This is a genomic window from Mesorhizobium sp. B4-1-4 (assembly GCF_006439395.2).
Classification (GTDB): domain Bacteria; phylum Pseudomonadota; class Alphaproteobacteria; order Rhizobiales; family Rhizobiaceae; genus Mesorhizobium.
Genome location: NZ_CP083950.1, coordinates 5,683,967 through 5,710,677, shown reverse-complemented (window position 1 = coordinate 5,710,677; position 26,711 = coordinate 5,683,967). Strand labels below are relative to the sequence as shown.

The following is a 26,711-nucleotide window of genomic DNA, read 5'->3' as shown; positions in this document are numbered from 1 at the left end:
GTTTCGCGAACCTTATTCGGCGATATCGACGCCGTCAAAGCGATGGATGCCGAGCGGATCCATCGCAAAGCCGGTGACGGTCTTCTGCATCGGCATGAACACCTTCGAGTGGGCGAGCGTCGCCCACGGTGCCTGCTCCTTGAAGATAACCTGTGCCTTTTCGTAGAGCTTGGTGCGCTCGGCCTGATCGGAAACCGTCTTGGCTTTGTTGATGAGCGCGTCGAAGTCCTTGTTGCACCATTCCGCGCGGTTGTTCGAACCAACGGAAGCGCAGCTCAGCAGCACGCCGAGGAAGTTGTCCGGATCGCCATTGTCGCCGGTCCAGCCAACGATGACGGCGCCGTCGTGATCGACGGCGGAAGCGCGCTTGAGGTATTCGCCCCAGTCATAGCTGACGATGTTGACGGTGACGCCGACCTTGGCGAAGTCGGCCTGGATCAGCTCGGCGGTGCGGCGCGCGTTCGGCATATATGGGCGCGACACGGGCATCGCCCAGACGTTCATCTTGAGGTCCTTGACGCCGGCTTCCGCGAGCAGCTTCTTGGCCGCATCCGGATCGTACGGATCGTCCTTCACTTCCTTGTTGTAGGACCACATGGTCGGCGGAATCGGGTTGATCGCCACCTGGCCCGCGCCCTGGAACACGGCGTCGATAATGGCCTTCTTGTTGATGGCCATGTTGAGCGCCTTGCGGACGCGCACATCATCGAACGGCTTCTGCTGGGTGTTGTACATCAACGCGCCAACGTTGAGGCCTTCCTGCTCCGCGACGGTCAGGTTCGGATCAGCCTGCAGACCTTTGATATCGGCCGGTGCCGGGTAGGACATGATGTTGCATTCGCCGGCTTTGAGCTTCTGCGCGCGCACCGCCGGATCGGTGGTGATGGCGAAGACCAGATCGTCGATCTTCTGCTTGCCGCCCCAGTAATCCGGATTGGCCTTGTAGCGGATGGCCGCATCGGTCTGATAGTCGACGAAGATGAACGGACCGGTGCCGACGGGCTTCTGGTTGAACAATTCAGGCGTCTTGTCCGCCTGCAGCTTGTCGGCATATTCCTTCGAGACGATGGAGGCGAAATCCATGCCCAGCGTTGGGATGAAGGTGATCGCCGGCTCCTTCAGGCTGAACTTCACCGTCAGGTCGTCGACCTTCTCCACCTTGGTGATGTTATCGCCGAACTGGTCGTTGTAGTACTGGTAGGCGATGCCCGGAATGTACTGGAACCAGGGACCGTTCTTGTCGACCTGACGCTGGAAGGAGAACACCACATCGTCGGCGTTCAGGTCGCGCGTCGGCGTGAAATAGTCGGTGGGGGCGAACTTGACGCCCTTGCGCAGCTTGAAAGTGTATTCCTTGCCGTCGTCGGAGATCGTCCAGCTCTCGGCCAGGCCGGGCGAGATCGTGGTCTTGCCATGATCGAATTCGACGAGACGGTTGAAAACGGTACGCGAGGACGCATCGAACGTCTGTCCAGCGGTGTACGGCGCCGGGTCAAAACCTTCCGGCGAAGCTTCAGCGCAATAGACCAAGGTTTTCGCGTTGGCCACGCCCCCCAGGACGCTTGCAGCCAGCAACGCGGCTGCAAAAGTCAATTTCTTCTTCATTGAGCACTCCCTAGATGTTCTTCCAAGCCCCTCTATCAGGCTCGCGAAGCGCGCATATAAGCACCGTTTTTCCGGCTTTGGAACACCCCGCTTGCTTACCCGGCGGGAAGCAGGAAAAAAATCCGCGATTTCGCTAAACGGCAGAAAAAATTAGCAGTTCTTTCCATTCACGATATTATTAACGACCGCATTTTTTTATTGATCGGCGGTCTCCCGTGATATCGGCGCCGTGTGCGCCTTCGCCCGACCCGGATGTGGAAAGATAGCGGGTCCGAGTGTCGCCCGCGGGAAAGATTTTCGGCGGCAAATCTTTCGGGCGCCCTGCCGCAAGGGCAAGACTTGCACCGCCGCCGATAGAGGCAATACATAGATGGATATGCTGGCGGCAGCGGAGGATGTCTCTGTCAATTCGGAGGCGAGCGCGGCCAGCTGGCAAGAGACGGGCGAACAAGAACTGTCGAGGAGGAACGGGTGGCAAAAGCATCGAAGGCGCCGGTGAAAGCGTCGGCCAAGGCAGCCGCGAAACCAACCGGCGCCGAGGGGCAAGGTAAAGCCGCCGCCAAAGCCGCGCCCGCCGAGACGGTAGCAAAGCCTGCCAAGAAGGCACCAGCGGCGAAAACGGCGGCGACGGCCAAGCGCGCCACCAAACCGGCGGTGAAACCCGCTCCGGCGAAGACCTCTTCGGCAAAGGCTTCTCTCGCAAAGACCGCGGCGAACAAATCCGGAGCGTCGAAGGCTGCACCGCCGGCAGACGCATCGATCCCGGCGCCGGCAGCCGGCCAGCGGCTGCCAAAGGCACTCACCGAGCTCGCCGCCGGCCTGCCCGACAAACCGTGGCTGAAAAGCTATCCGAAGAACATGCCGGCCGAGATCGGCCCCCTTCCCTACAGCTCCATCGGCGACTTCCTTGTCGCCGCCTGCAAGCAGTTTGCCGGCCAGCCGGCTTTCACCTGCATGGGCAAGTCCATCACCTATGCGGAACTCGAGCGGCTTTCGGCGGCTTTCGGCGCCTATCTGCAGTCGACGGGACTGCAGAAGGGCGCGCGCGTCGCGCTGATGATGCCGAACGTGCTGCAGTATCCGGTGGCGATGATGGCCGTGGCCCGCGCCGGTTACACGGTGGTGAACATCAATCCGCTCTACACGCCGCGTGAACTGGAACATCAGCTCAAGGATTCCGGGGCGCAGGCCATGGTCATCCTCGAAAACTTCGCCGGCACCTTGCAGGCCGTGGTCGCGCGGACGGCGGTCAAGCACGTCGTCGTCGCCGCCATGGGCGACATGCTCGGCGGGCTGAAAGGCACGATCGTCAATCTGGTCGTACGCCGCGTCAAGAAAATGGTGCCGGCCTGGTCGCTGCCTGGCCATGTCAAGTTCAACGCCGCCCTCAAGGCTGGCAGCGGCATGAATTTCAAACCGGCCACGGTGGCCGCCAATGATATTGCCTTCCTGCAATATACCGGCGGCACCACGGGAATCTCGAAAGGCGCGATCCTGCTGCACAGCAATGTGCTGGCTAATGTCGCGCAGAATTCGCTGTGGGTGGAGGACGCCTACACGATCAAGCCGAAGCCCGCGCATCTCAACTTCGTCTGCGCCCTGCCGCTCTACCATATCTTCGCGCTGACGGTGAACGCGCTGATGGGCATGCAGCAAGGCGCCCAGAACATCCTCATTCCCAACCCGCGCGACATACCGGGTTTCGTCAAGGAACTCCGGAAATATCCGGTGCATATCTTTCCCGGCCTCAACACGCTGTTCAACGCGCTGCTCAACAATGAGGATTTCCGCAAGCTCGACTTCAAGCCGCTGATCCTGACGCTGGGCGGCGGCATGGCGGTCCAGAAGGGCGTCGCCGAACGCTGGAAGGCGCTGACCGGCTGTCCGGTCAGCGAAGGCTATGGTCTCTCGGAGACCTCCCCCGTGGCCACGGCCAACAAGTTCAGTTCCGGCGACTTCACCGGCACCATCGGCCTGCCGCTGCCCTCGACCGAGATCGCCATCCGCGACGATGACGGCAACAACGTGCCGCTGGGCGAGGTCGGCGAAATCTGCATACGGGGACCGCAAGTGATGGCCGGCTACTGGATCCGGCCGGACGAGACCGCCAGAGTGATGACCAAGGACGGTTTCTTCAAGTCGGGCGACATGGGCTTCATGGATGAGCGCGGCTATACCAAGATCGTCGACCGCAAGAAGGATATGATCCTCGTCTCCGGCTTCAACGTCTATCCGACGGAACTCGAGGAGGTCGTTGCGCTGCATCCAGGCGTGCTCGAGGTGGCGGCGATCGGCGTGCCGGACGAGCATTCCGGCGAAGTGCCGAAGCTGTTCATCGTCAAGAAGGATCCTGCCCTGACCGTCGAAGCCATCACCGCTTATTGCCGCGAGAACCTGACCGGCTACAAGCGGCCCAAATATATCGAGTTCAGGACCGAATTGCCGAAGACGCCGGTCGGCAAGATCCTGCGGCGGGCGCTGCGCGGCTAGTGGGGGACGAACCCTCCGAAGAGACAACGCCGGCCTCAACCCTCGATCCGGCAGAGTTCATCAAGGCCAATTTGCGCCTCGCCCCTGTCCGCGCTCTTCCCGAAATCCGGCTTTACACGCCCCATCCAGGCAGCGGGCTTAGGCGGCTCGTAGGGCCGCACGACGATCTGGATGAGGACGCGCCGGAATCACAGGCGCCCTATTGGGCCTATGCCTGGGCCGGCGGCACGGTGCTGGCGCGCCATATACTCAATCATCCGCAGAGCGTGGCCGGACACCGTGTGCTCGACCTCGGTGCCGGCTCGGGCCTTGTCGGCATCGCCGCCGCGAAGGCCGGTGCCAGCGCGGTGATCGCCACCGAGATCGACCGCAACGGCGTTGCCGCGATCGGCCTCAATGCCGCGGCGAACGGTGTCGAGATCACCATCGTCGACAACGATATCACCAGGGGTCCGCCACCGACCGTCGACCTCGTGCTCGCAGGCGACGTGTTTTACGGCCGTGAGGTCGCCCTGCGGGTGACGCCTTTTCTCGACCGCTGTCTGGAAGCCGGCATCAATGTGCTGGTCGGCGACCCCCGCCGCATCGACCTGCCGCGGCACCGGCTGCGATTGCTCGCCGAATATCAAGTGCCGGATTTCGGTGACACGAGGGCCACTGCCGCCAAGCCGAGTGGGGTGTTTTCCTTCGAGGCGGAATGTCGCTGAAACCCCAACTCGAATACAATCGCCCGAGTGAATAAGTTCCACCCCCTTGCAGACGATTCTATACAAGCTATAGTCCAATCATGGGGTATCGGCTCGATGTTGAAGCCTTGCTAGCCCCGTTTGAGCTTGATAAAAACACCCCCGATCGACCGCAATCTGTTTTCGAAGTTTCGCTCGCCCAGTCGAGGTTCCGGCAATCCGGAGCTTATGACCAACCCTGTCTGGGTACGGGCCGTTGAGCACCGTCTAACCGGTTACGGTCTGAACAAAGCGTTCCTCGGCCCACGCTCAGAAGATGTAGGGCCATGCTGGAGCTTCAGCCGGTACGGACGCACTGAAACACGGCTGCCAGACGGCCGCCTTGTCAGGATCGGCGGCGAATATGAAGATTCTTACGACCCAGATTTCTACATTTACAATGATGTGATCGTGAGTGATGCCGACGGACGCATCGAGATTTTCGGCTATTCGGATAAGATCTTTCCGCCCACCGATTTTCACACGGCAAATCTCATCGACGCCCGAATAATTGTAATCGGCAACCTGTCCTATCCGTATATTCGGGCTGACAAGGCGCAAGTGCTCGTGTTGGACACAACAAGCTATGGCATCAGCCGCCTCGAAACCACGGGCGAGGCTCCGCCATGGATACACAAGCACTTTTCACAGCTTGTTGAAAATGGTGGTGCGATCCTGGTTCGCGGCGGCCTCCTCATCGGGCCAAGGTGGCCTGCTGTGATCGAGAACATCGACGACTGGCGCCTGGATATCACTGCGGGCCGCTGGGAACGCCTCACCAAGCGGCGCTGGCCGCGATTTTCATTCGTTCGGGCTGATGGCTTGCCTAACCATCTCCATTGGCTTCGCCGCCTTCTTTCGGATCAAAAATGGGGGAAAAGCGAAAACAGAAGCAGCTTTCTAGCCGAGCGCCTTAGCGAACTTGGCCCTAACCCTCGGATAGACCTGGTTGAAACATTGTACGCGCCCGAGCTTCCACACTTGAATATCCCTGAAATCGCGGACCAGCATGGCGTCCATCGTCTGTGTGTCGAGGGCGTCGCAGTGCGCTATGTCGAGGGCTGGCACGATATCCGGTTGACGGTCGAAGGTGTTCTTCCAGACCAGACCGTCGAAATAATCCGCCTCGATCTATTGACCAAACTGGCCGCGATCGAGAATGCGACCATCGATTGCGTCCGCCTGATAGTCGACTAGTGCCTAGGAGAAACTACTTATACCCGTTCGGCCATTGGTGACAAATCCCAGATTGATTGCGCTTTGCCCCGCCTACCGATCAAACAGTCTCCCTGACCCGCGCCGAAAGGAAGTCCGGCAGATCGGCAACCGAATCCAGGATGATGTCGGCAATCTCGGCGAGCGACTCGCGTGTGCCGGTGCCGGAGAGCACGCCGACCGCCAGACCACAGGCACCGGCGCGTGCCATTTCGAGATCGTGCCTGTTGTCGCCGACCATGGCGATTTCCGCCGGCTTCAGGCCGGTGAGGTCGCAAAAAGCCTGGATGGTGTCGGGCGCGGGCTTGGGACTGGCCACAGCGTCATAGCCATAGGCGGCGTCGAAAAGCTGGGCGACACCGAGCGTGACCAGAGTCTTTTCCGCGCCGCTGGTCGAATCATTGGTGGCGACCCCAAGCTTGTAGGACCTCCCGTGCAGAACGCCGAGCGTCTCGACGATGCCCGGCAGCGCCACTGCCATCGCCGAACCCTGTACCGATGTGATCTCGTTGAAGCGGGCAACGGCCAGCATCTGGTCCTCGTTGGACAGGCGCGGGAACCAGAGTTCGACGACGTCGAGATTGGTGCCGGAGGCAAAGATCGAGTCGGGCTTGAAGCGCCGGTTGGCGAAATCGAAGCCGGCCGCCGCGAGCAACCTGTCGGCCTTCCAGCGATCGCCGTCTGATGCATCCATGGCCATGAAATCGGCGACGCCGAGCCACGTCGCATTGAAGTCGACAAGTGTCCCGTCCTTGTCGAACAATATCCCCTTGATGTCTGCCAAATCAGTCACTCCGAACCACGCAATTGGTGGATGCGTTCCACAAGGCCCCTGGTAGAGCCGTCCCGGTTTGCGGCGCTTTCCTTGCCTTCCACGACAGGCAGCAGGCCGGTGGCCAGTTCCTTGCCGAGTTCGACGCCCCACTGGTCGAAGGAGTTGATGTTGAAGAGCGTGCCCTCGACGAAGACCCGGTGCTCGTAGAGCGCGATCAGCCGGCCGAAAGTGCGCGGGTCGAGCTTGCGATAGAGAATGGTCACCGAAGGCCGGTTGCCGGAGAAGACGCGATGCGGCGCTATTCTGTCGACATCGGCCGGTTTCATGCCCTTGGCCAGCATCTGCGCGCGCGCCTCCTCCAGGGTGCGGCCCTTCATCAGAGCCTCCGACTGCGCCAAGCAATTGGCGAGCAGCAGGTCATGCTGATGCTTGAGGTCAGGCTCGTGACCGACGGCCGCGGCGAGGAACTCGACCGGGATGAAGTCGGTGCCCTGATGCAGGAGTTGGAAGAAAGCGTGCTGGCCATTGGTGCCGGGCTCGCCCCAGACCAGCGGCCCGGTCGGCGTCGGCACTGGAGTGCCGTCAAGGGTGACGCCCTTGCCGTTCGATTCCATATCGAGTTGCTGCAGATAGGCTGGCAGCCTGGACAGGCGCTGGTCGTAGGGGATGACCGCGCGGGCCGGATAGCCGCAGATCACGCGATGCCACCAGCCGACCAGCCCCAGAAGCGCCGGCAGGTTGCTGGCCAGCGGCGCGGTGCGGAAGTGCTCGTCCATCTCGTGCGCGCCGTCGAGGAAGGCGCGAAAATTTGTCGGACCGATGGCGATCATGACCGGCAGGCCGATGGCGCCCCAGACCGAATAGCGGCCGCCGACCCAATCCCAGAAGCCGAAGACGCGATCCGATTCGATACCGAACTTGGCCACCAGGTCGAGCGCCGTCGAAACGGCGGCGAAATGCTTGCCGACCGCTTCCTTGCCAAGTGCCTTCTGCACCCAGTCGCGCGCCGTCTGCGCATTGGTCATCGTCTCGACGGTGGTGAAGGTCTTGGAGGCGATGATGAACAGCGTGGTTTCGGCTGACAGACCCTTCAGCGTGTCATGAATGTGGGCGCCGTCGATGTTGGAGACATAATGCGCGCGCGGACCGTCATGATAGGGGGCGAGCGCCAGCGTCGCCATGGCCGGGCCGAGGTCGGAGCCGCCGATGCCGATGTTGACGATGTCGGTGATCTTCTTGCCGGTGGCGCCGGTCGCCTTGCCGGAGCGGACGGCATCGGCGAAGGCTCCCATCGCATCGAGCAAGGAAATAACATCCGCCTTGACGTCCTGGCCATCCACCGTAACGCCCTTGCCGCTGAGGTTGCGTAGCGCCGTATGCAGCACGGCGCGGTCCTCGGTGATGTTGATCTTCTTGCCGGCGAACATGGCTGCGCGGCGGCCTTCGAGATCGGCGGCGCCGGCGAGTTTTTCCAGCAGATCCATGGTGGTGGCGTCGACGGCGCATTTCGACCAGTCGAGCAGCAGGTCGCCGTCGGTGGCGGAAAATGTCGCGAATCGCTGGGGATCGGAGGCGAAGGCCTGGCGCATCGAGGAAGGCGCCGCGGCGCGATGATCGCGCAAGGCGGCGAGCTGTTTCTGGAAGGCTGACTGATCCACTGGCGGAGGCTCCTGGCGTTTTTTCGACGCACCATATCAGACCGGATGTTTCCGGCGCGTGTCGTCGCGGCAAAACTATTGAGCCGAATTCAATCCGGTCAATACGCGGCGACGACACTTTCTGTCACGCGGTGAGGACATAATGTGTCACCAGCCACGTGACAGCACCTCCTTCGGCCGAAGGATCACTGGCATAAATCCCAAAGATCAGAAAAATTGATTGGCGCAACCCCTTGTGCCACCGTTACATTCGACTGGTCCAGCCAAGTGAAAAAAGCTGGCCATCGAGGAACATCTCCCATGCCACAGAGAAACGACACGGCGATATGGTCCGGCTTGTTCCGGATTTCGGCTGAATCCGGCCAGACCCTGCAGGCGCAGATCCGCCAAGCCATCGTGGCCGCCATTCTCGACCGTCAGATCGCCGCTTCGATGCCGCTTCCTTCCTGCCGGATCCTGGCCGAGAAACTCGGCGTGGCGCGCGGAACCGTGGTGCTGGCCTTCCAGCAGCTCGTCGACCAGGGTTTCCTGGTGGCGCGCGAGCGGCGCGGCCATTTCGTCAATCCCGACGTGCTGGCGACCCCCGCCAAGCCGCACCAGAAGGTGCCCGACCAGGCCAACGAGATCGACTGGAAGGCACGCCGGCAAATCGCGGCCAGCGACATGCCGCCGCCGGCCAAGCACGAGAACTGGATCAAGTCGTCCTACCCCTTCGTCTACGGCCAGTTCGACCCGGCGCTGTTCCCGACCGCCGAATGGCGCGAATGCAACCGCATGGCGCTGGCCGTGCTCGAGATCCGCAACTGGGCGTCCGACATGGTCGATCGCGACGATCCGCTGCTGATCGAGCAGATCCAGGCGCGGCTGCTGCCCAGGCGCGGCATCTTCGCCAATCCCGACGAGATCATCGTCACGCTCGGCGCCCAGAACGCGCTCTACATGCTGGCGTCGCTTTTGATGACCAAGGGATCGAAAGTGGCGATGGAAGATCCTGGCTACCCCGACGCGCGCTCGATCTTCAGGCTTGCCGGGGCCGATATCCAGCCGGTGCCGGTCGACCAGTCCGGTATCGTAACCTCTTCTATTCCCAATGATTCCGGGTTCGTGTTCGTCACGCCCAGCCATCACTGCCCGACCATGGTGCCGTTGTCGGCGGAGCGCCGGCAGGACCTTCTGGCGCGCGCCAACCGGCACAACCAGATCATCATCGAGGACGGCTATGACAGCCAGCTTCTCGATGAGGCGCCGCAGCAGGCGCTGAAGAGCCTCGATCGTTCCGGCCGCGTCGTCTATGTCGGCTCGATGTCGAAGACACTGGCTCCGGGCCTGCGGCTTGGCTACATCGTGGCCTCGGCTGGACTGATCGCGGAACTCAGGGCGTTGCGCCGCTTCATGCTGCGCCATCCGCCGGCCAACAACCAGCGCGCCGTGGCACTGTTCCTGTCGCTCGGCCATCACGAAGCGCTGGTGCGGCGGCTGTCCTCCGCCTTCGACGAACGGCGCAAGCGTCTGGTCCATGCGATTTCCGCTTTCCTGCCGGAATGGCGTTCGACCGACTCGGCCGGCGGCACGTCGCTTTGGCTGGAGGGGCCGCGGGGTACCGATTCCCGCGGCCTGGCCGAGGCCGCCGCCTCGCGCAGCGTCATCATCGAGCCGGGCGACCGCTTCTTCGACCGCACCGAAAAGCCTTCGCGCTTCATGCGGTTGGGCATCTCCTCAATCGCACTGCAGCACATCGAGCCCGGCATCCGTGAACTCGCCACGGCCGCCGGACGCAGGCCCGCCGCCGCCTGATCCCCTCCTACGGGAACCGCTAGCGGCGGCTTCGGCTCCCTTTAGCCCTGGCATACTCAACCGGATTGGCTGGCTCATAGGCTGTGCCAATACCGGCGGCATAGTCGTGGCACAAAGGGGAAGAAGCAGCCGATGGTGGACCAACCGCTGCCCTGCTTCCAGGAAAGGTGGAGTGCTCCATGTCAGTGGTTCTTGAAAAGCAGGACGCGGCGGATCAACGGTCGCGCCGTTCCGGCGGACGCGAAGCGCGCCGCGCCATGCGGGCGGCGCCCTTGGCCGACGACATCAGGCCGGTGCGCGCCGGCCTCGAGGGCGGCAGCTACGGCCCCCTGCGCGGCAATGACCGCGAGCGCATCCACGAGGCTGTGCTGACGCTGCTGGAGACGGTCGGCTTCGCCAATGCCATTCCCTCCTGCATCGAGGCGCTGACCACGGCAGGCGCCACCTATGGCGACGATGGCCGCATCCGTTTCCCCCGCGCGCTGGTGCTCGATACGATCAAGAAGGCGGCACGGAATTTCACCTTGCACGGCCAGGACCCAAAACACGACATGGTGATCCAGGGCAAGCGCGTGCACTACGGCACGGCGGGTGCCGCCGTCCATCTGGTCGATGTCGAGAAGCGCGAATATCGCGAGTCGCTGCTGCAGGACATCTATGACGCAGCCCGCATCGTCGAGGGGCTCGACAACATCCATTTCTTCCAGCGGCCGATGGTGCCGCGCGACATTCCCGATCCGCTCGAGATGGATTTCAACACGCTCTATGCCTGCGTGATGGGCACATCCAAGCATGTCGGCACCTCGTTCACCGTGCGCGAGAACGTCCAGCCGGCACTGGAAATGCTTTATGCCATCGCCGGCGGCGAGGAGAATTTCCGCGCCAGGCCGTTCGTGTCGAACTCCAACTGCTTCGTCGTGCCGCCGATGAAGTTCGCCGAGGACGCCTGCGGCGTGCTCGAAGCCTGTGTCGAGGGCGGCATCCCGATCCTGCTGCTGTCGGCCGGACAGGCAGGCGCCACCGCGCCGGCGGCGATCGCGGGCGCCGTGGTGCAGGCGGTGGCCGAAGTGCTGGCAGGCCTTGTCTATGTCAACGCCATCAAGCCGGGGCATCCGGCGATCTTCGGCACCTGGCCGTTCGTATCGGATCTGAGGACAGGCGCCATGTCGGGCGGCTCTGCCGAACAGGCGGTCTTGACCGCTGCTTGCGCGCAGATGGCGCAGTTCTATGACCTGCCGGGCGGTTCGGCGGCCGGCATGACGGATTCGAAACTGCCCGATATCCAGTCCGGCTATGAAAAGGGCATCACCGATGTGATGGCCGGCCTTGCCGGGCTCAACCTCGTCTATGAATCGGCCGGCATGCACGCCTCGCTGCTCGGCTTCTGCCTGGAAAGCCTGATCATCGACAATGACATGCTCGGCCATTGCCTGCGCTGCGTGCGCGGCATCGAGGTGACCGACGAGGCGCTGTCGATCGACACCATCGCTGATGTCTGCCTCAGGGGTCCAGGCCACTATCTCGGCAACGAACAGACGCTGCGGCTGATGCAGACCGAATATTTCTATCCGGCCGTCGGCGACCGGTTTTCGCCGAAGGAATGGAACGAGAAGGGCCGGCCCGATATCCTGCAGCGGGCGATCATCGAGAAGAAGCGCGTCCTTGCCGAGCGTTTCCCGCGCCATGTGCCGAAGATGCTCGACGACAGACTACGCGCCCGCTTCGGCGACATGATCAAGCTGCCGCGCGCCAATATGGGCGGGTAGCGCCTCCGCTCGCCCAATAGTCCAAATCAATCCGCACCCAGCCCATAGCGCTCGATTACCTCGGCGTTGATCAGCTTGGCGTGCAGCGTCATCAGCACGATCTGGGCATCGAAACTGTCGCCGGCCTCGACCGCCGCCTCGATCCGGCGCTCTACCTCGTCCCGCAGTTGAGGGCCATGGGAGCGCTCGAATGCTTCCGGCCCGGCAATGCAATAGCTGAACAGCCGCGCCACTTCTGGGTAGGCCTGTGGCGGCGGTTCGTCGGACCAGCGATCCTTCATCAGATTGACGAGGGTGAGTTTCACACCCTCCGGCACGAGGGCGGGGTGGAGGTCGGCGCCGCGCAAGGCCGCATCGAGCTGCCTCAGGTCTCCCGAGCGTCCGAACATTCCGAGGAAGCCGAGGGAAGAGCGTCGTTGCGCCATGATTGTCCAATCCGCTCCCAACCATTTAGGTGGTTGGCCAAAGGAATACAAAGTCAGCGCACGGCACGGACCAAGCCTGCGGCGCGGCTGAGATCGCTCCGCCTATATCGCGCCGCTGGCGAAGCCGTAGAGCACTCCAAGCACCGAGCAGACAGCCAATGCCGGCAGCATGCCAACCTTGAAGCGGAAGACGGCCAGCAATGCCCCCAGCGTCAGGACCAGCGAGGGGATGTTGATTGAACTCAGCACCGGCACGTCGACGTTCATGCCGAAACCTTGCCTTTCATGCAGCTCGCGAAACAGCACGTGGAGCCCAAACCACACCGCCAGGTTCAGGATCACGCCGACGACGGCGGCGGTGATCGTCGCGAGCGAGGCGGACAACGCCTTGTTGCTTCGCAATTTCTCGATGTAGGGGGCACCGAGAAAGATCCAGAGAAAGCACGGCGTAAAGGTGACCCACGTCGTCAAAAGGCCACCCAGGGTTCCGGCAACGAGCGGATGAAGCGTGCCGGGCGCGCGAAACGCACCCATGAAACCGACGAACTGCGTAACCATGATCAAAGGCCCAGGCGTAGTCTCGGCCATGCCGAGGCCATCGAGCATCTCGCCAGGCTTGAGCCAGCCATAGGTCGTGACGGCCTGCTGCGCGACATAGGCGAGCACCGCATAGGCGCCGCCGAAGGTCACCACGGCCATCTTGGAGAAGAAGATGGCGATGTCGGTAAAGACATTCCCGGGCCCGAACAACGCCAACAGGCCGAGGACGGGCGTGAACCATAGCACCAGAAACACGGCGGCGATTTTGAGCGACCAGCCAAGGGTCGGCCTCGCATGGACTGGTGTGTCTTCGCCCAGCGCCGTGTCGGCATCGGCAACCTGCTGGCTGCCGACCTTGCCATGCCCGTTGCCGGCCATGAACGGCGCCAGTTCCGACCGCCCGCCGATGAAGCCAATCACCGCGGCCGTCAGTATGATCAGCGGAAACGGCATGCGGAAGAAGAAGATCGCGATAAAGGCGGCGGCGGCGAGCGCCACCATGACGTTGTTCCTGAGCGCCCGCTTGCCGACCCGGACCACAGCTTGAAGTACGATGGCCAGCACAGCGGCCTTCAATCCAAAGAACAGAGCCTGGACCATGCCGACATTGCCGAAGATTGCGTAAATCCAGCTCAGCGCCATGATGGCAAGGACGCCAGGCAACACGAACAGGATACCAGCGACGAGCCCGCCCTTGGTCTTGTGCAGCAGCCAGCCGATATAGATCGCGAGTTGCTGAGCCTCGGGACCTGGCAGCAGCATGCAGTAGTTCAGCGCATGCAGGAACCGCGTCTCGCCGATCCAGCGTTTCTCCTCGACGAGGATACGGTGCATCACTGCGATCTGCCCCGCCGGGCCGCCAAAACTCAGTGCCGCGACCCGCGCCCAAACGCGGACGGCTTCGCTGAACGGAATGCCATGAGCCGGCGTGCCGGAAAGTCTCGCCGGCGTCGCCTTGATGCTCTCGGCCTTGTTCATCGGCTCGTCCCCGTTTGTTTGTCCGCGCCTGCACCGGGCCAGTTGTGCGTTTCCTCGGTGGCGTCGCGACACCAACGAAAGAACGCGTCGTAGAGCAGCATGCCTGCTTCCAGCTGTTCCAGGTCGTCGCGAAACATGCGCGACAGGCCAAGCGAGGCGGCCAGAAAGCCGGCAGCCTGGGGCACCAGATCGAGTCTCGCGGTGTCGGCGGCGCGCACGATCAAGGCAAGGCGATCGAGCGCCTCGGATCCCAGCCCGAATTCCTCGATCATCGTGTCGAAAGTGCAGCACTCGCCGCGATGGCTCCAGAACACATTGTCGATGTCGAACGGCACGGCCTGAAAACGGTCGGCCACATCGGGCACTTCGGCGGCTTCGACAAACAGGAAGACCGCGTTAGGATCGACGAAACGCCGGATCAGCCAGGGGCAGGCGACACGGTCGATCTTCGGGCGTGCCCGCGTCACCCAGATGGTTCGGCCGCTGGGGTCGCGGGACGGTATCTTGCCTGAATGCACCAGAAGCCCCTTGGCATCGCGCCAGGCTTCGAAGCCGCCTTCGAGGGTTTCGGCGGAAATCCCGTCATGCCGCAGCCATGCGGCCACACCTTGCGACAGTTTCCGGCCTTTCTGGCAGACCACCACCACCGGCTTGCCGGCGAAGTCGGATGTCCAGGTCGAAACGTTTTTGAAATCGCGCCGGCTCGAAGCCGGCAGCAGGCGCGGATCGGCGTCGAAATCTTCATCGGTGCGAACGTCGACGATTGCGGGCGCGCCCGGCAGACCGACGAGACGGGACAGTTGCGGAACGGTGATAGCGGTTGTTGACGGCATGGCGTCCACCTCCTGATAGAGAAGCCTGGACGCGAACGTTGGGCTGACGCCTCACGGGGTCGTCGCGATACACCCCTTACCCCGATGGTGGATTTGTTGGGCGCGCTTGTCAAGGATGGCAAGCGGCGGCGTGATCAGGATCAAGCCGCCGCTGTCGCGGATGCAAACAATCAGTGATTGTCGCGGGGAATGCCCATGGTGTGCGCGACATCCTGGTATTTCACGGCGGGCTTCAACACCATGCCACCTGAGAACTGGTCGACCATGCCGCGCTGGATCTCCTGCCATGGCGTCTGGTGCTTCGGATAGTGGTAGCCGCCATTGTTCTGCAGTTCGGCGCGGCGCCGCGCGATCTCGTCATCGGTGACGAGAATGTCGGCGGTGCCCTTCCTGAGATCGATGCGGACCCGGTCGCCGGTCTTGAGCAGGGCCAGCCCACCGCCGACCGCGGCCTCGGGCGAGGCGTTCAGGATCGATGGCGAGCCCGACGTGCCGGACTGGCGGCCGTCGCCGATGCAGGCCAGCGAATGGATGCCCTTCTTGATCAGATAGGCCGGCGGCTGCATGTTGACGACTTCGGCGCCGCCGGGATAGCCGACCGGACCGGCGCCGCGCATGAACAGGATCGTGTGCTCATCGATGCCTTGCGCCGGATCGTCGATGCGGGCGTGATAGTCCTCCGGCCCGTCGAAAACCATGGCGTTGCCCTCGAAGGCTTCCGGATCGTTCGGATTGGACAGGTAGCGCTCGCGGAACTCCGGCGAGATGCCGCTCATCTTCATGATCGCCGAATCGAACAGATTGCCCTTGAAGTTGATGAAGCCGGCATTGGCCTTGAGCGGCTTGTCGACGCTGCGGATGACATCAGGATTCTCGTTGACGGCGCCCTGGCAATTGTCGCCGATGGTCTTGCCGTTGGCGGTCATGGCGTCGGGATGCGGCAGACGCCCAGCTTTCATGAGTTCGGCCACCACCGCCGGCACGCCGCCGGCATGATGATAGTCCTCGCCAAGATATTCCCCCGACGGCTGCAGGTTGACGATGAGCGGCACGTTGAGGCCGATTTTCTGCCAGTCATCATTGTCGAGCGGCACGCCGAGATGGCGGGCAATGGCGTTGAGATGGATCGGCGCGTTGGTGGAGCCGCCGATCGCCGAATTGACGACGATGGCGTTCTCGAAGGCCTTGCGCGTCATGATGTCGGAGGGCTTCAGATCCTCGTGCACCATGTCGACGATGCGTTTGCCCGTCTCGTAGGCGATCTGGCCACGCTCACGGTAGGGCGCCGGGATGGCGGCCGAGCCCGGCAGTTGCATGCCGAGCGCCTCGGCCAGCGAATTCATCGTGGTCGCCGTGCCCATGGTGTTGCAGTAGCCGGTGGAGGGCGCCGAGGAGGCGACGATGTCCATGAACTCGTCGTAGTCGATCTCGCCGGCCGACAGGCGCTGGCGCGACTCCCAGACGATGGTGCCGGAACCGGTGCGCTTGCCCTTGTGCCAGCCATTGAGCATCGGGCCAACCGACAGCGCGATGGCCGGGATGTTGACGGTGGCCGCCGCCATAAGGAGCGCTGGAGTCGTCTTGTCACAGCCGATGGTCAGCACGACGCCGTCGAGCGGATAGCCGTAGAGCACCTCGACGAGGCTGAGATAGGCGAGGTTGCGGTCAAGCGCCGCGGTCGGGCGCTTGCCGGTCTCCTGGATCGGATGGCAGGGGAATTCGAAGGGAATGCCGCCCATCGAGACGATACCTTCGCGCACGCGCTTGGCAAGCTCGATATGGTGGCGGTTGCAAGGTGAAAGATCCGAGCCGGTCTGGGCGATGCCGATCAGCGGCTTGCCCGACATCAGTTCGGCGCGCGTCAGTCCGTAATTCAGGTAACGCTCCAGATAGAGCGCCGTCATTCCCGGGTTATCGGGGTTGTCGAACCACTCCTGCGAGCGAAATTTTTTCTTGTGTGTGGGGGCGCCAGCCATCATGGTCTCCGTATTTGTATGACAAATCGATATGACAACGCGCGGATGCAGGCAAGGGGCACGCGTGATCTGAATCCGGACTTTGGTGCGATAGACATGTATCTGGCCGCGCGCTAGGACCAATCCGACATCGGTGGTCCGGGAGGTTTTGATGGCTTTGGTGATCGAAGGCGAGGAACGCATCGCCGCACCCGTCCAGAAAGTTTGGGAGGCTCTGAACGATCCGGCGGTGCTGAAGGAGAGCATTCCCGGCTGCCAGAGCCTGGAGAAGAAATCGGACACCGAGTTGACGGCGACGGTCGTGTTGAAGATCGGGCCGATCAAGGCGACCTTCAACGGCGAAGTGACGCTGAAAAACCTGAAGCCGCCACATGCCTACACCATTCAGGGCGAAGGCAAGGGCGGCGTTGCCGGCTTCGCCAAGGGCGGCGCCGACGTGACGCTGACCGAGGATGGGCCGGACGCCACCGTCCTGAAATACGCGGCCAAGGCCGATGTCGGCGGCAAGATCGCCCAGCTCGGCAGCCGGCTGATCGCGTCGACATCGAAGAAACTGGCTGGGCAATTCTTTTCCAACTTTGGGGAGAAAGTGGGCGCGCCTTAGTTGCGGCTCGCTTGAAGGCCCTAGCAATTTAGGGCCGGCGCCGCCCATCATTGCCCTGCCGGGCATTTCTGCCCGTATAGTGACGGGGGGAAAGAAGCCCGCGCCGACGGTTCCGCCAATCACCGGCATGGCAGGTTAGGCGCCGAGGTTGAGGCCAGTCTCTTCTCCCCGTCACTATACGGGGAGAAGGTGCCGGCAGGCGGATGAGGGGCGGCGCCAACCAAGCAGAAAACTACTCAAACACGATGCTTGGCACCGCCGCTTCCGCAGCACCCCGTTCCTCGTTGACCCGGTCCCAGACCTTGGCGGCGATATCGCGGTAGATTTTCGCCTCGGCGCCATCGGACTTCGAGACAACCACCGGCGCACCGGCATCCGAGCTTTCGCGGATGCCCATTTCCAGCGGCACCTCGCCGAGGAAGGTGACGCCGAGCCGCTCGGCCTCGCGGCGCGCGCCGCCATGGCCGAAGATATCGTAGCGTTTGCCGGTATCCGGGGCGATGAAGTAGCTCATATTCTCGACGATGCCGAGCAGCGGCACGTCGACTTTCCTGAACATGTTCAGTCCTTTGCGGGCATCGATCAGCGCCAGGTCCTGCGGCGTGGAAACGATGACGGCGCCGGCCAGTGGCACCTGCTGCGCCATGGTCAATTGGGCGTCGCCGGTGCCGGGCGGCATGTCGACGACGAGCACGTCGAGTCGTCCCCATTCGACCTCGCGCAGCATCTGCGTCAGCGCCGACATCACCATCGGGCCGCGCCAGATCATCGGCGTCTCCTCGTCGACGAGGAAGCCCATCGACATCACCTTGAGGCCGTAATTCTCCATCGGTTTCAGGACCTTGCCGTCAACCGTCTGCGGCCGGCCGTGGATGTTGAGGAGCCTCGGCATGGACGGGCCATAAATGTCGGCATCGAGCACGCCGACCCGCAGGCCGTTGGCGGCGAGGCCAAGCGCCAGGTTGACGGCGGTGGTCGACTTGCCGACGCCGCCCTTGCCCGAGGCAACCGCGATGATCGCCTCGATGCCGGGCACGCCGCGCTTGCCCTGGCTGTGCGAGGCGGGGGCCTGCGGAACAGGACGTTGAGGCGCTGCCGGTGGCGTTGGCCTTGGCGCCTGGCGCTGCGGGACCGGCGCTTCCATGCCGCCGCCCTTCTTCTCGGCGGTCAGCGCTACGACCGCGCCGGCGACCCCCGGAATGGCTTTCACGACCCGCTCGGCAGCGGCGCGCAACGGCTCCATTTCCTGCGCACGGGCGGCCGGAACCGTGATCGAGAAGAACACTTTCGAATCGGCGATGAATATCTCGGACACCATGCCGAGGTCGACGATGTTGCCGGTGAAATCCGGCCCGTTGACCGTCTTCAGGCGCTCGACGACGATTTCCTTGGTTACGGCCATGATCTTTCCCTTGGCGTTTGCCGGTTCAGATAATGCAGTTTCCGGACAGAACCAAGCTGCATCGGCCTGCCCTGAAAAAGATAGAGGCACATCGCCGCATCTATCCGGCCGCGTTCTCCGCCGGGCGGCCGGACAAATCGGCATGTGACCGTCGTCAACAGGCCATGCAGCGCTATTTCGATGATCGGCATGAGAACGACAATCAGGAAAGGAGACGGTCATGCTCGAAAACAGCAACGCGACGGCCAATCTCGCGGTGAAGGATTTGGCAAAAGCGAAGGCCTTTTATGAGGGAACGCTTGGCCTCAAACAGGTCGACGACATGGAAGGCGAACTGGTCGTGTACAAGAGCGGCGGCACCCTCATCAACGTCTATCATTCGCAATTCGCCGGCACCAACAAGGCGACGGCGGTCACCTGGACTGTCGGCGACCAGATCGAGCCGATCGTCAAGTCGCTGAAATCGAAGGGCGTCGCCTTCGAACACTACGAGATGCCCGGCCTGTCGCTCGAAGGCGACATCCATGTCGGCCAAGGCATGAAGGTTGCCTGGTTCAAGGATCCTGACGGCAACATCCTGAACCTCGTGGACAAATAGCGATGGCCACGCAGCAACGGCCACCCCCTGCCTGACGGCGGGATTGTGTCGTTGTGACGCCGGCACCATCTGGCGCAGCCGTCCTGCGCCCGATAGCTTGCGTCGATGATCGACAAGCTGGAATTCTTCATCGCGTTGGCCAAGGAGGAGCATTTCGGCCGGGCGGCTGAAGTGTGCGGCGTCACCCAGCCGACCTTGTCGGCCGGCATCAAGCAGTTGGAAGGCCAGCTTGGCGTGATGCTGGTGCTGCGCGGCTCGCGCTTCCAGGGCCTGACGCCGGAAGGCAAGCAGGTGCTGGTGTGGGCCCGCCGCATCGTCGGCGACTCAAGAACCATGCGCGAGGAGATGCGGGCGGCGCGCCACGGCCTTTCCGGACGCATCCGCATCGCCGCCATCCCCACGGCCCTTGCCATGGTGGCACGGCTGACGACACCGTTTCGGGCCAAGCACCCCGGCGTCACCTTTTCGGTGCTGTCGCGCACATCGATAGAGGTGCTGTCGCTACTCGGCAATTTTGACATCGACGCCGGTATCACCTATCTCGACAACGAGCCGCTTGGGCGGGTGACCAGCGTGCCGCTCTACGACGAGCGCTATCAGCTGATCACGGCGGTCGGGAACCCCTATTTCGACCGCGACAAAGTGACATGGGCGGAGCTCAGCAGCCTGCCGCTCTGCCTCTTGACGCCGGATATGCAGAACCGCCGCATCATCGACCAGCATCTGGCCGAGGCCGGGGTGCAGGTGCGGCCGACGCTCGAATCCAACTCGATGATCGTGCTGTTCTCGCATATCCGCACCGGCAAATGGTCGTCAATCATGCCGCTCAACTTGGCGGAAACATTCGGCTTCTCCGAGCCGATCCGGGCCATTCCGATCGTCGAGCCCGATGCCAGCCACACGGTCGGCCTGGTGGCGGCGCCGCGTGAGCCGCACACGCCGCTGGTGCAGGCGCTGCTGGACGAGGCGATGGCGCTGGCGGACGATTTCCGCGCACATCGCTAGGGTAGAGAATGGCGGCTGGATGTGGTTGATAGAAAATTTCTATCGAGCAACGGATCAGCTTTATTGATTTCGCGGGTTTTTCCTGTTTTTGAAAAGACTTAGCGTTAGAGCACTATCGACCAGGGAGGGCGCTGCATGACGATGCAGCCTGCAAGTACCGAGATCGCATCGCGCACGGCGGCGATCGTTCAGGAGTTGAAGGGCCTCGAAGGTCCGCTGCTGCCTATCCTCCATGAGATACAGGAAGAGTTCGGCCATGTGCCGCAAGACGCCCTGCCCGTCATTGCCGACGGGCTGAATCTCTCCAGGGCGGAGGTGCACGGCGTCGTGACCTTCTATCATGATTTCCGTGCCCGGCCGGCCGGCCGCCACGTACTCAAGCTCTGCCAGGCGGAAGCCTGCCAGTCGATGGGTTCCGATGCGGTCGCCGCCAAGGTCAAACAGTTGCTCGGCATCGATTTCCACGAGACCACCCGCGACGGATCAGTTACACTCGAACCGGTCTATTGTCTCGGGCTTTGCGCCTGTTCGCCATCGGCGATGCTCGACGGCGAGGTGATCGGGCGGCTCGATGACGACAAGATCGACGAGATCGTTGCCGAGGTGCGCTCATGATCCCCCGCATCTACATTCCCGGCGATTCCGGCGCGCTGGCTCTCGGCGCCGAAAAGGTCGCCAAGGCTGTTCGCGCGGAACTCGCCGAGCGTGGCATCGAGGCCAAGATCGTACGCAACGGCTCGCGCGGCGCCTATTTCCTCGAACCGATGGTCGAGGTGGCAACCGCCAATGGCCGCGTCGCCTACGGGCCGGTGAAACCCTCCGAGGTCAAGAGCCTGTTCGACAGCGGTTTCCTCACCGGTGGCCATCACAAGCGCTGGCTTGGCTCGCCCGACAAGATCCCTTTCCTGGCCAAGCAGACACGTCTGACCTTTGCCCGCTGCGGCATCAACGACCCGCTGTCGCTCGACGCCTACAAATCGCTCGGCGGGCTGAAAGGCCTGCAAAACGCGGTCGCAATGGCGCCAGCCGATATCGTCAAGCAGGTGACGGAGTCCGGCCTGCGCGGACGCGGCGGGGCCGGTTTCCCGACCGGCATCAAATGGAAGACGGTGCTCGATACGGCGGGCGATCGCAAATACATCGTCTGCAACGCCGACGAGGGCGACAGCGCCACCTTCGCCGACCGCATGATCATGGAAGGCGATCCCTTCGTGCTGATCGAGGGCGTGACGATCGCCGGCATCGCCACCGGGGCCACCAAGGGTTTCGTCTATATCCGCTCGGAATATCCGCATGCGGTGACCATCATGAACAAGGCCGTCGAAATCGCCCGCGAGGCGGGCGTGCTCGGCGTCAACGTGCTGGGTTCCCCTAACGCGTTCGATATGGAAATCCGCGTCGGCGCCGGCGCCTATGTCTGCGGCGAGGAGACCTCGCTCTTGAACAGCCTGGAAGGCAAGCGCGGCGTGGTGCGCGCCAAGCCACCGCTGCCGGCGATCCAGGGCTTGTTCGGCAAACCGACGGTGATCAACAATGTCATCTCGCTGGCCTCCGTGCCGATCATCATGGACAGGGGCGCCGCCTTCTACAAGGATTTCGGCATGGGCCGCTCGCGCGGCACGATCCCGATCCAGATCGCCGGCAATATCAAACATGGCGGCCTGTTCGAAACGGCCTTCGGCCTGACGCTCGGCGAGATCGTCGATGATATCGGCGGCGGCACGGCGACCGGGCGTCCGGTGAAGGCGGTGCAGGTCGGCGGGCCGCTCGGCGCCTATTTCCCGCGCGCGCTGTTCGACACGCCGTTCGACTACGAGGCTTTCGCCGCGAAGGACGGTCTGATCGGCCATGCCGGCATCACCGTCTTCGACGACACCGCCGACATGCTGAAGCAGGCGCGCTTCGCCATGGAGTTCTGCGCCATCGAAAGCTGCGGCAAGTGCACGCCCTGCCGCATCGGTTCGACACGTGGGGTGGAGACCATCGACAGGCTCGCCGCCGGCATCGAACCGGAAAAGAACCTGGCTCTGGTTACCGACCTCTGCAACACCATGAAGTTCGGATCGCTGTGCGCGCTGGGCGGCTTCACGCCCTACCCGGTGATGAGCTCGATCACGCATTTCCCCGAGGATTTCAAGCCCGCGCCGGCGCGCGTGGCTGCTGAATAGGAGCTGGCAGATGAACATCAAGGCCGACTTCCCGACGCTCATCGAAGAGCTCGACTACGGAACCCCGGAATCGAAAGCGACGAAGCAAATCACGCTGACCGTCGACGGCCGCAGCATCAGCGTGCCGGAAGGCACCTCGATCATGCGCGCGGCGATGGAGGGCGGGGTCGAAATCCCGAAACTCTGCGCCACCGACATGCTGGACTCCTTCGGCTCCTGCCGCGTCTGCCTGGTCGAGATCGAAGGGCGCGGCGGCACGCCGGCCTCCTGCACGACGCCGGTCGGCGAAGGTATGATTGTACACACGCAGTCGGATCGCCTTGACGCCATCCGCCGTGGCGTCATGGAGCTCTATGTTTCCGACCATCCGACCGGCTGGAACGAAAAGGCCGGCACCGGCGCCAGCGAGTTCGACGCGGTGGCGAAATCGGTCGGCCTGACCGAGAACCGCTACGGCATCGACGGGCGCAACCACGTCAAGCAGGAAGACGGCGTCGCGCCCGGCCATGGCTCGCTGGCGGTGGACTACATCGCCCGCGACGAATCCAACCCCTATTTCACCTATGATCCGGCCCAATGCATCGTCTGCTCGCGCTGCGTGCGCGCCTGCGAAGAGGTGCAGGGCACGTTCGCGCTGACCATCGAGGGCCGCGGCTTCGAATCGCGCATGGTGGCCGGCATGCACGAGGATTTCATCGCCTCGGAATGCGTCTCCTGCGGCGCCTGCGTGCAGGCCTGTCCGACCGATGCTCTGCGCGAGAAGACCGTGCTCGAGAAGGGGCTGCCGGAGCGTTCTGCTGTTACCACCTGCGCCTATTGCGGCGTCGGCTGCTCGTTCAAGGCCGAGGTAAAGGGCGACGAGGTCATCCGCATGATGCCCTACAAGGAGGGCAAGGCAAACCACGGCCACTCCTGTGTGAAGGGCCGTTTCGCCTACGGCTACGCCACCCACAAGGACCGTATCCTGTCGCCGATGATCCGCGAGAAGGTGAGCGATCCCTGGCGTGAAGTGAGCTGGGAAGAGGCGATCGCCCATACGGCGAAGGAATTCCGCCGCATCCAGTATCAGTATGGACGCGCTTCCATCGGCGGCATCACCTCCTCGCGCTGCACGAACGAAGAGACCTACCTCGTCCAGAAGCTGGTTCGGCAGGGCTTCCGCAACAACAATGTCGACACCTGCGCGCGCGTCTGCCATTCGCCGACCGGCTACGGCCTCGGCCAGACCTACGGCACCTCGGCCGGCACGCAGGATTTCGATTCCGTCGAATTCACCGACGTCGCCGTCGTCATCGGCGCCAATCCGGCTACCGCCCATCCGGTGTTCGCCTCGCGATTGAAGAAGCGGTTGCGCGAGGGCGCCAAGCTGATCGTGCTCGATCCGCGGCGCACCGAGATGGTCAAGTCGGCGCATGTCGAGGCGGAGTACCACCTGCCATTGAAGCCCGGCACCAATGTGGCGGTGCTGACGGCGCTGGCGCATGTCATCGTCACCGAAGGCCTTTTCGACGAGGCCTTCATCCGCGAACGCTGCGACTGGGCGGAGTTCCAGGATTGGGCTTCTTTTGTCGCCCTGCCGGAAAACAGCCCCGAAACCGTCGGCAAGCTGTCCGGCGTCGATCCTGAACTGATCCGCGGTGCAGCGCGTCTCTACGCCACCGGCGGCAACGGCGCGATCTACTACGGCCTGGGCGTGACGGAACACAGCCAGGGCTCGACCACCGTGATGGCGATCGCCAACCTTGCCATGGCCACCGGCAATATCGGCCGGCCGGGCGTCGGCGTGAACCCGCTGCGCGGCCAGAACAATGTGCAGGGTTCCTGCGACATGGGCTCCTTCCCGCACGAATTGCCCGGCTATCGCCATATCTCCGGTGAAGCCGTGCGCGACATCTATGAGAGCCTGTGGGGCGTGAAGCTCGACGACGAGCCGGGCCTACGCATCCCCAACATGCTGGATGCCGCCGTCGACGGCAGCTTCAAGGGCATCTACATCCAGGGCGAGGACATCCTGCAGTCGGACCCCGACACCAAGCATGTCGCCGCCGGCCTCGCCGCGATGGAATGCGTGGTTGTGCACGATCTCTTCCTCAACGAGACAGCGAACTACGCGCACGTCTTCCTGCCGGGCTCGACCTTCCTCGAAAAGGACGGCACCTTTACCAACGCCGAGCGCCGCATCAACATGGTGCGCAAGGTTCTGGAGCCCAAGGCGCGCTACGCCGACTGGGAGGCGACGCAGGTGCTTGCCCGCGCCATGGGGCTGGACTGGAACTATCAGCATCCCTCCGAGATCATGGACGAGATCGCCAAGACGACACCGAGCTTCGCCAACGTCTCCTTCGAACTGCTCGACCGTGTCGGATCCGTGCAATGGCCCTGCAACGACAAGGCGCCGCTCGGCACCCCGATCATGCATGTCGACGGGTTCGTGCGCGGCAAGGGCAAGTTCATCCGCACCGAATATGTCGCGACGGATGAGAGGACCGGGCCGCGTTTCCCGCTGCTGCTCACCACCGGGCGCATCCTCAGCCAGTACAATGTCGGCGCGCAGACGCGGCGTACCGACAATGTCCTGTGGCACTCGGAGGACAGGCTGGAAATCCATCCCCACGATGCCGAAAACCGCGGCCTGCGCGATGGTGACTGGGTGCGGCTGACCAGCCGTTCGGGCGAGACGACGCTGCGGGCGCTGATCACCGACCGGGTGTCGCCCGGCGTGGTCTATACGACCTTCCACCATCCCGACACGCAGGCCAACGTCATCACCACCGACTTCTCCGACTGGGCGACCAACTGTCCGGAGTACAAGGTGACGGCGGTCCAGGTCGGTGCCTCCAACGGGCCGTCGGACTGGCAGCGTGACTATGAGGAGCAGGCGCGCAACAGCCGGCGCATCGCTCCGCTGCAGGCGGCGGAGTAGTCTTGAGCGCGCGCCGCAAAGCCACGACACAGATCTCGCGGCTGGCGCACCGCGCCAGCGGCACCGCTGCCGCCAACCGCATGGTGCCGGAGGAGACGCCGGTGGCATTCTCCTTTGCCGGCACCACGCACGCGGTGATGATGGCAAGCCCGGCCGACTTCGAGGATTTCGCGCTCGGCTTCTCGCTCACTGAAGGCATCATCGCCGCTCCGGACGAGATCGAGGCGATCGAGGTCGAGGATCTCGGCGCTGGCATCGACATCCAGATCCGGCTGAAGGACCAGGCCAACACGCGCTTCGAAGCGCGGCGGCGGCGGCTTGCCGGGCCGGTCGGCTGCGGGCTCTGCGGCATCGAGTCCATCGAGGAAGCGATGCGTTCGGTCGACGCCGTCGGTGCGTCGAGGCTTACGCTTGAGGCGAATGATATTACCCGCTCGGTCAGGCTCTTGTCCAAGATGCAGCCGCTGCACAGCGAGACCGGTGCGGTACATGCCGCCGGCTTCTACATACCGGGCAAGGGCGTCGTCATGGCGCGCGAGGATGTCGGCCGCCACAATGCGCTGGACAAGCTGGCCGGCGCATTGGCGAAAGCCGGCATCGATGGCGCTTCGGGTGCCGTGATCGTCACGTCACGCGTCTCGGTAGAGATGGTGCAGAAGACGGCGGCGATCGGCTCTGCCTTCATCATCGCCGTCTCGGCCCCGACCGCGCTGGCCATCCGCACCGCGCAAGAGGCCGGCATGACGTTGGTGGCGTTGGTGCGCGGCGACGATTTCGATGTTTTCACCCAGCCCGACCGCGTGGTTTTCGGAGTTACCCAGCATGTCGCATGACGAAGATCACATCATGAGCACCAGCGAAAAGCTGATACGCATGGCCAACCAGATCGCTGCCTTTTTCCATTCCAGGCCGCGCGAGGAAGGCATTGTCGGCGTTGCCGAGCACATCAACAAGTTCTGGGAGCCGAGGATGCGACGGCAGTTCTTCGAGATGCTGGACAACGGCGCCGCAGGCTTCGACGAACTCGTCGTGGTAGCCGCCGCCAGGATCAAGCGCCCAATCACGCCGGCCGAGGCGGATTTGAAACTCGGGCTCAAAGTTCCTCCGGGCGACGCTGTCGCGTCGCAGAACTAGCCGGGGGCCCGGCAGCTTATATTCCTTTTCGCCAAAGTTTAAGCTGCCGCAATCGACGCGGCTCTGCTATGATCGGCGATCAGAAATCGTCAGGCCA

Annotated in this window: 21 protein-coding genes; 13 read left to right on the top strand and 8 right to left on the bottom strand. The window is 63.1% G+C overall.

The window, feature by feature from the left end; all coding sequences use genetic code 11:
- Nucleotides 1-12 precede the first annotated feature (12 nt).
- Entirely contained in the window at nucleotides 13-1,605 is a 1,593-nt protein-coding gene (locus FJW03_RS27415; protein ID WP_140744574.1) for an ABC transporter substrate-binding protein, read from the bottom strand.
- Between the two features lie 471 nt (nucleotides 1,606-2,076).
- Between FJW03_RS27415 and FJW03_RS27410 the strand changes: the two genes are divergently transcribed.
- The 3 genes from FJW03_RS27410 to FJW03_RS27400 all read left to right on the top strand — a co-directional run bounded on the left by FJW03_RS27410 (nucleotide 2,077) and on the right by FJW03_RS27400 (nucleotide 6,017).
- Nucleotides 2,077-4,095: a long-chain fatty acid--CoA ligase gene (locus FJW03_RS27410; RefSeq protein ID WP_140766487.1), complete on the top strand. Its 2,019-nt coding sequence runs from the start codon at nucleotides 2,077-2,079 to the stop codon at nucleotides 4,093-4,095.
- Nucleotides 4,095-4,802 carry a class I SAM-dependent methyltransferase gene (locus FJW03_RS27405; protein WP_140766488.1) on the top strand — a complete coding sequence of 236 codons (708 nt, stop codon included), beginning with the start codon at nucleotides 4,095-4,097 and terminating at the stop codon, nucleotides 4,800-4,802. The genes FJW03_RS27410 and FJW03_RS27405 overlap by 1 nt, the downstream gene beginning before the upstream one ends.
- Nucleotides 4,803-5,009: 207 nt before the next feature.
- Nucleotides 5,010-6,017, top strand: coding sequence for a hypothetical protein (locus FJW03_RS27400; protein ID WP_140766489.1), 1,008 nt, complete (start codon nucleotides 5,010-5,012; stop codon nucleotides 6,015-6,017).
- A gap of 79 nt (nucleotides 6,018-6,096) precedes the next feature.
- Here the strand turns inward: FJW03_RS27400 and FJW03_RS27395 are convergent, their stop codons facing one another.
- Nucleotides 6,097-6,819: an HAD family hydrolase gene (locus tag FJW03_RS27395; protein ID WP_140766490.1), complete on the bottom strand. Its 723-nt coding sequence runs from the start codon at nucleotides 6,817-6,819 to the stop codon at nucleotides 6,097-6,099.
- A 5-nt stretch (nucleotides 6,820-6,824) separates the two neighbouring features.
- Nucleotides 6,825-8,468: a glucose-6-phosphate isomerase gene (gene pgi / locus FJW03_RS27390; RefSeq protein ID WP_140766491.1), complete on the bottom strand. Its 1,644-nt coding sequence runs from the start codon at nucleotides 8,466-8,468 to the stop codon at nucleotides 6,825-6,827.
- Nucleotides 8,469-8,768: 300 nt separating this feature from the next.
- On the opposite strand from pgi, the gene FJW03_RS27385 reads away from it, so the two are divergent.
- A complete protein-coding gene (locus FJW03_RS27385; protein WP_140612743.1) occupies nucleotides 8,769-10,262 on the top strand; it encodes a PLP-dependent aminotransferase family protein in 1,494 nt (497 codons plus the stop codon).
- 179 nt (nucleotides 10,263-10,441) lie between these two features.
- On the top strand, nucleotides 10,442-12,028 hold the full coding sequence (locus FJW03_RS27380) for a trimethylamine methyltransferase family protein (protein ID WP_140612742.1): 1,587 nt from the start codon (nucleotides 10,442-10,444) through the stop codon (nucleotides 12,026-12,028).
- 26 nt (nucleotides 12,029-12,054) lie between these two features.
- Here FJW03_RS27380 and FJW03_RS27375 read toward each other — a convergent pair whose 3' ends face one another.
- From FJW03_RS27375 to FJW03_RS27360, 4 genes are all read right to left on the bottom strand, one after another.
- Nucleotides 12,055-12,453 (bottom strand): hypothetical protein, encoded by a 399-nt coding sequence (locus tag FJW03_RS27375; RefSeq protein WP_140691137.1) that lies wholly within the window; start codon nucleotides 12,451-12,453, stop codon nucleotides 12,055-12,057.
- Nucleotides 12,454-12,555: 102 nt separating this feature from the next.
- Nucleotides 12,556-13,971 (bottom strand): chromate efflux transporter, encoded by a 1,416-nt coding sequence (gene chrA, locus FJW03_RS27370; protein WP_140766492.1) that lies wholly within the window; start codon nucleotides 13,969-13,971, stop codon nucleotides 12,556-12,558.
- A complete protein-coding gene (locus FJW03_RS27365; protein ID WP_140766493.1) occupies nucleotides 13,968-14,804 on the bottom strand; it encodes a chromate resistance protein ChrB domain-containing protein in 837 nt (278 codons plus the stop codon). Before FJW03_RS27365 ends, chrA begins: the two co-directional genes overlap by 4 nt.
- Nucleotides 14,805-14,974: 170 nt before the next feature.
- On the bottom strand, nucleotides 14,975-16,780 hold the full coding sequence (locus tag FJW03_RS27360) for an IlvD/Edd family dehydratase (RefSeq protein ID WP_140766494.1): 1,806 nt from the start codon (nucleotides 16,778-16,780) through the stop codon (nucleotides 14,975-14,977).
- Nucleotides 16,781-16,931: 151 nt separating this feature from the next.
- Between FJW03_RS27360 and FJW03_RS27355 the strand changes: the two genes are divergently transcribed.
- Nucleotides 16,932-17,384 carry an SRPBCC family protein gene (locus FJW03_RS27355; protein ID WP_140612737.1) on the top strand — a complete coding sequence of 151 codons (453 nt, stop codon included), beginning with the start codon at nucleotides 16,932-16,934 and terminating at the stop codon, nucleotides 17,382-17,384.
- Nucleotides 17,385-17,616: 232 nt separating this feature from the next.
- Here the strand turns inward: FJW03_RS27355 and FJW03_RS27350 are convergent, their stop codons facing one another.
- The gene (locus tag FJW03_RS27350; protein ID WP_140766495.1) at nucleotides 17,617-18,786 is read right to left on the bottom strand and encodes an Mrp/NBP35 family ATP-binding protein; all 1,170 of its coding nucleotides are present in this window, start codon (nucleotides 18,784-18,786) and stop codon (nucleotides 17,617-17,619) included.
- Between the two features lie 220 nt (nucleotides 18,787-19,006).
- On the opposite strand from FJW03_RS27350, the gene FJW03_RS27345 reads away from it, so the two are divergent.
- The 7 genes from FJW03_RS27345 to FJW03_RS27315 all read left to right on the top strand — a co-directional run bounded on the left by FJW03_RS27345 (nucleotide 19,007) and on the right by FJW03_RS27315 (nucleotide 26,614).
- Nucleotides 19,007-19,384, top strand: a complete 378-nt coding sequence (locus FJW03_RS27345; protein WP_140766496.1) for a VOC family protein — start codon at nucleotides 19,007-19,009, stop codon at nucleotides 19,382-19,384.
- Nucleotides 19,385-19,489: 105 nt separating this feature from the next.
- Nucleotides 19,490-20,389, top strand: coding sequence for a LysR family transcriptional regulator (locus FJW03_RS27340; protein WP_140766497.1), 900 nt, complete (start codon nucleotides 19,490-19,492; stop codon nucleotides 20,387-20,389).
- Between the two features lie 135 nt (nucleotides 20,390-20,524).
- Nucleotides 20,525-21,004 (top strand): formate dehydrogenase subunit gamma, encoded by a 480-nt coding sequence (locus tag FJW03_RS27335; RefSeq protein WP_140766498.1) that lies wholly within the window; start codon nucleotides 20,525-20,527, stop codon nucleotides 21,002-21,004.
- The gene (locus FJW03_RS27330) at nucleotides 21,001-22,557 is read left to right on the top strand and encodes a formate dehydrogenase beta subunit (RefSeq protein ID WP_140766499.1); all 1,557 of its coding nucleotides are present in this window, start codon (nucleotides 21,001-21,003) and stop codon (nucleotides 22,555-22,557) included. The genes FJW03_RS27335 and FJW03_RS27330 overlap by 4 nt, the downstream gene beginning before the upstream one ends.
- Before the next feature lie 10 nt (nucleotides 22,558-22,567).
- Nucleotides 22,568-25,480, top strand: coding sequence for a formate dehydrogenase subunit alpha (fdhF, locus tag FJW03_RS27325; RefSeq protein ID WP_140766500.1), 2,913 nt, complete (start codon nucleotides 22,568-22,570; stop codon nucleotides 25,478-25,480).
- Between the two features lie 2 nt (nucleotides 25,481-25,482).
- A complete protein-coding gene (gene fdhD, locus FJW03_RS27320; protein WP_140612730.1) occupies nucleotides 25,483-26,313 on the top strand; it encodes a formate dehydrogenase accessory sulfurtransferase FdhD in 831 nt (276 codons plus the stop codon).
- Nucleotides 26,303-26,614 carry a formate dehydrogenase subunit delta gene (locus FJW03_RS27315; RefSeq protein ID WP_140766501.1) on the top strand — a complete coding sequence of 104 codons (312 nt, stop codon included), beginning with the start codon at nucleotides 26,303-26,305 and terminating at the stop codon, nucleotides 26,612-26,614. Before fdhD ends, FJW03_RS27315 begins: the two co-directional genes overlap by 11 nt.
- The last annotated feature ends 97 nt before the right edge of the window (nucleotides 26,615-26,711 follow it).

What these genes read in the sequence shown, in the direction of transcription:
- FJW03_RS27415 (WP_140744574.1), bottom strand. Translation starts at nt 1,605, where the DNA reads ATGAAGAAGAAATTGACTTTTGCAGCCGCGTTGCTGGCTGCAAGCGTC.
- FJW03_RS27400 (WP_140766489.1), top strand. Translation starts at nt 5,010, where the DNA reads ATGACCAACCCTGTCTGGGTACGGGCCGTTGAGCACCGTCTAACCGGT.
- FJW03_RS27385 (WP_140612743.1), top strand. Translation starts at nt 8,769, where the DNA reads ATGCCACAGAGAAACGACACGGCGATATGGTCCGGCTTGTTCCGGATT.
- FJW03_RS27380 (WP_140612742.1), top strand. Translation starts at nt 10,442, where the DNA reads ATGTCAGTGGTTCTTGAAAAGCAGGACGCGGCGGATCAACGGTCGCGC.
- FJW03_RS27375 (WP_140691137.1), bottom strand. Translation starts at nt 12,453, where the DNA reads ATGGCGCAACGACGCTCTTCCCTCGGCTTCCTCGGAATGTTCGGACGC.
- chrA (WP_140766492.1), bottom strand. Translation starts at nt 13,971, where the DNA reads ATGAACAAGGCCGAGAGCATCAAGGCGACGCCGGCGAGACTTTCCGGC.
- FJW03_RS27365 (WP_140766493.1), bottom strand. Translation starts at nt 14,804, where the DNA reads ATGCCGTCAACAACCGCTATCACCGTTCCGCAACTGTCCCGTCTCGTC.
- FJW03_RS27360 (WP_140766494.1), bottom strand. Translation starts at nt 16,780, where the DNA reads ATGGCTGGCGCCCCCACACACAAGAAAAAATTTCGCTCGCAGGAGTGG.
- FJW03_RS27355 (WP_140612737.1), top strand. Translation starts at nt 16,932, where the DNA reads ATGGCTTTGGTGATCGAAGGCGAGGAACGCATCGCCGCACCCGTCCAG.
- FJW03_RS27350 (WP_140766495.1), bottom strand. Translation starts at nt 18,786, where the DNA reads ATGGCCGTAACCAAGGAAATCGTCGTCGAGCGCCTGAAGACGGTCAAC.
- FJW03_RS27345 (WP_140766496.1), top strand. Translation starts at nt 19,007, where the DNA reads ATGCTCGAAAACAGCAACGCGACGGCCAATCTCGCGGTGAAGGATTTG.
- FJW03_RS27340 (WP_140766497.1), top strand. Translation starts at nt 19,490, where the DNA reads ATGATCGACAAGCTGGAATTCTTCATCGCGTTGGCCAAGGAGGAGCAT.
- FJW03_RS27335 (WP_140766498.1), top strand. Translation starts at nt 20,525, where the DNA reads ATGACGATGCAGCCTGCAAGTACCGAGATCGCATCGCGCACGGCGGCG.
- FJW03_RS27330 (WP_140766499.1), top strand. Translation starts at nt 21,001, where the DNA reads ATGATCCCCCGCATCTACATTCCCGGCGATTCCGGCGCGCTGGCTCTC.
- fdhF (WP_140766500.1), top strand. Translation starts at nt 22,568, where the DNA reads ATGAACATCAAGGCCGACTTCCCGACGCTCATCGAAGAGCTCGACTAC.
- FJW03_RS27315 (WP_140766501.1), top strand. Translation starts at nt 26,303, where the DNA reads ATGTCGCATGACGAAGATCACATCATGAGCACCAGCGAAAAGCTGATA.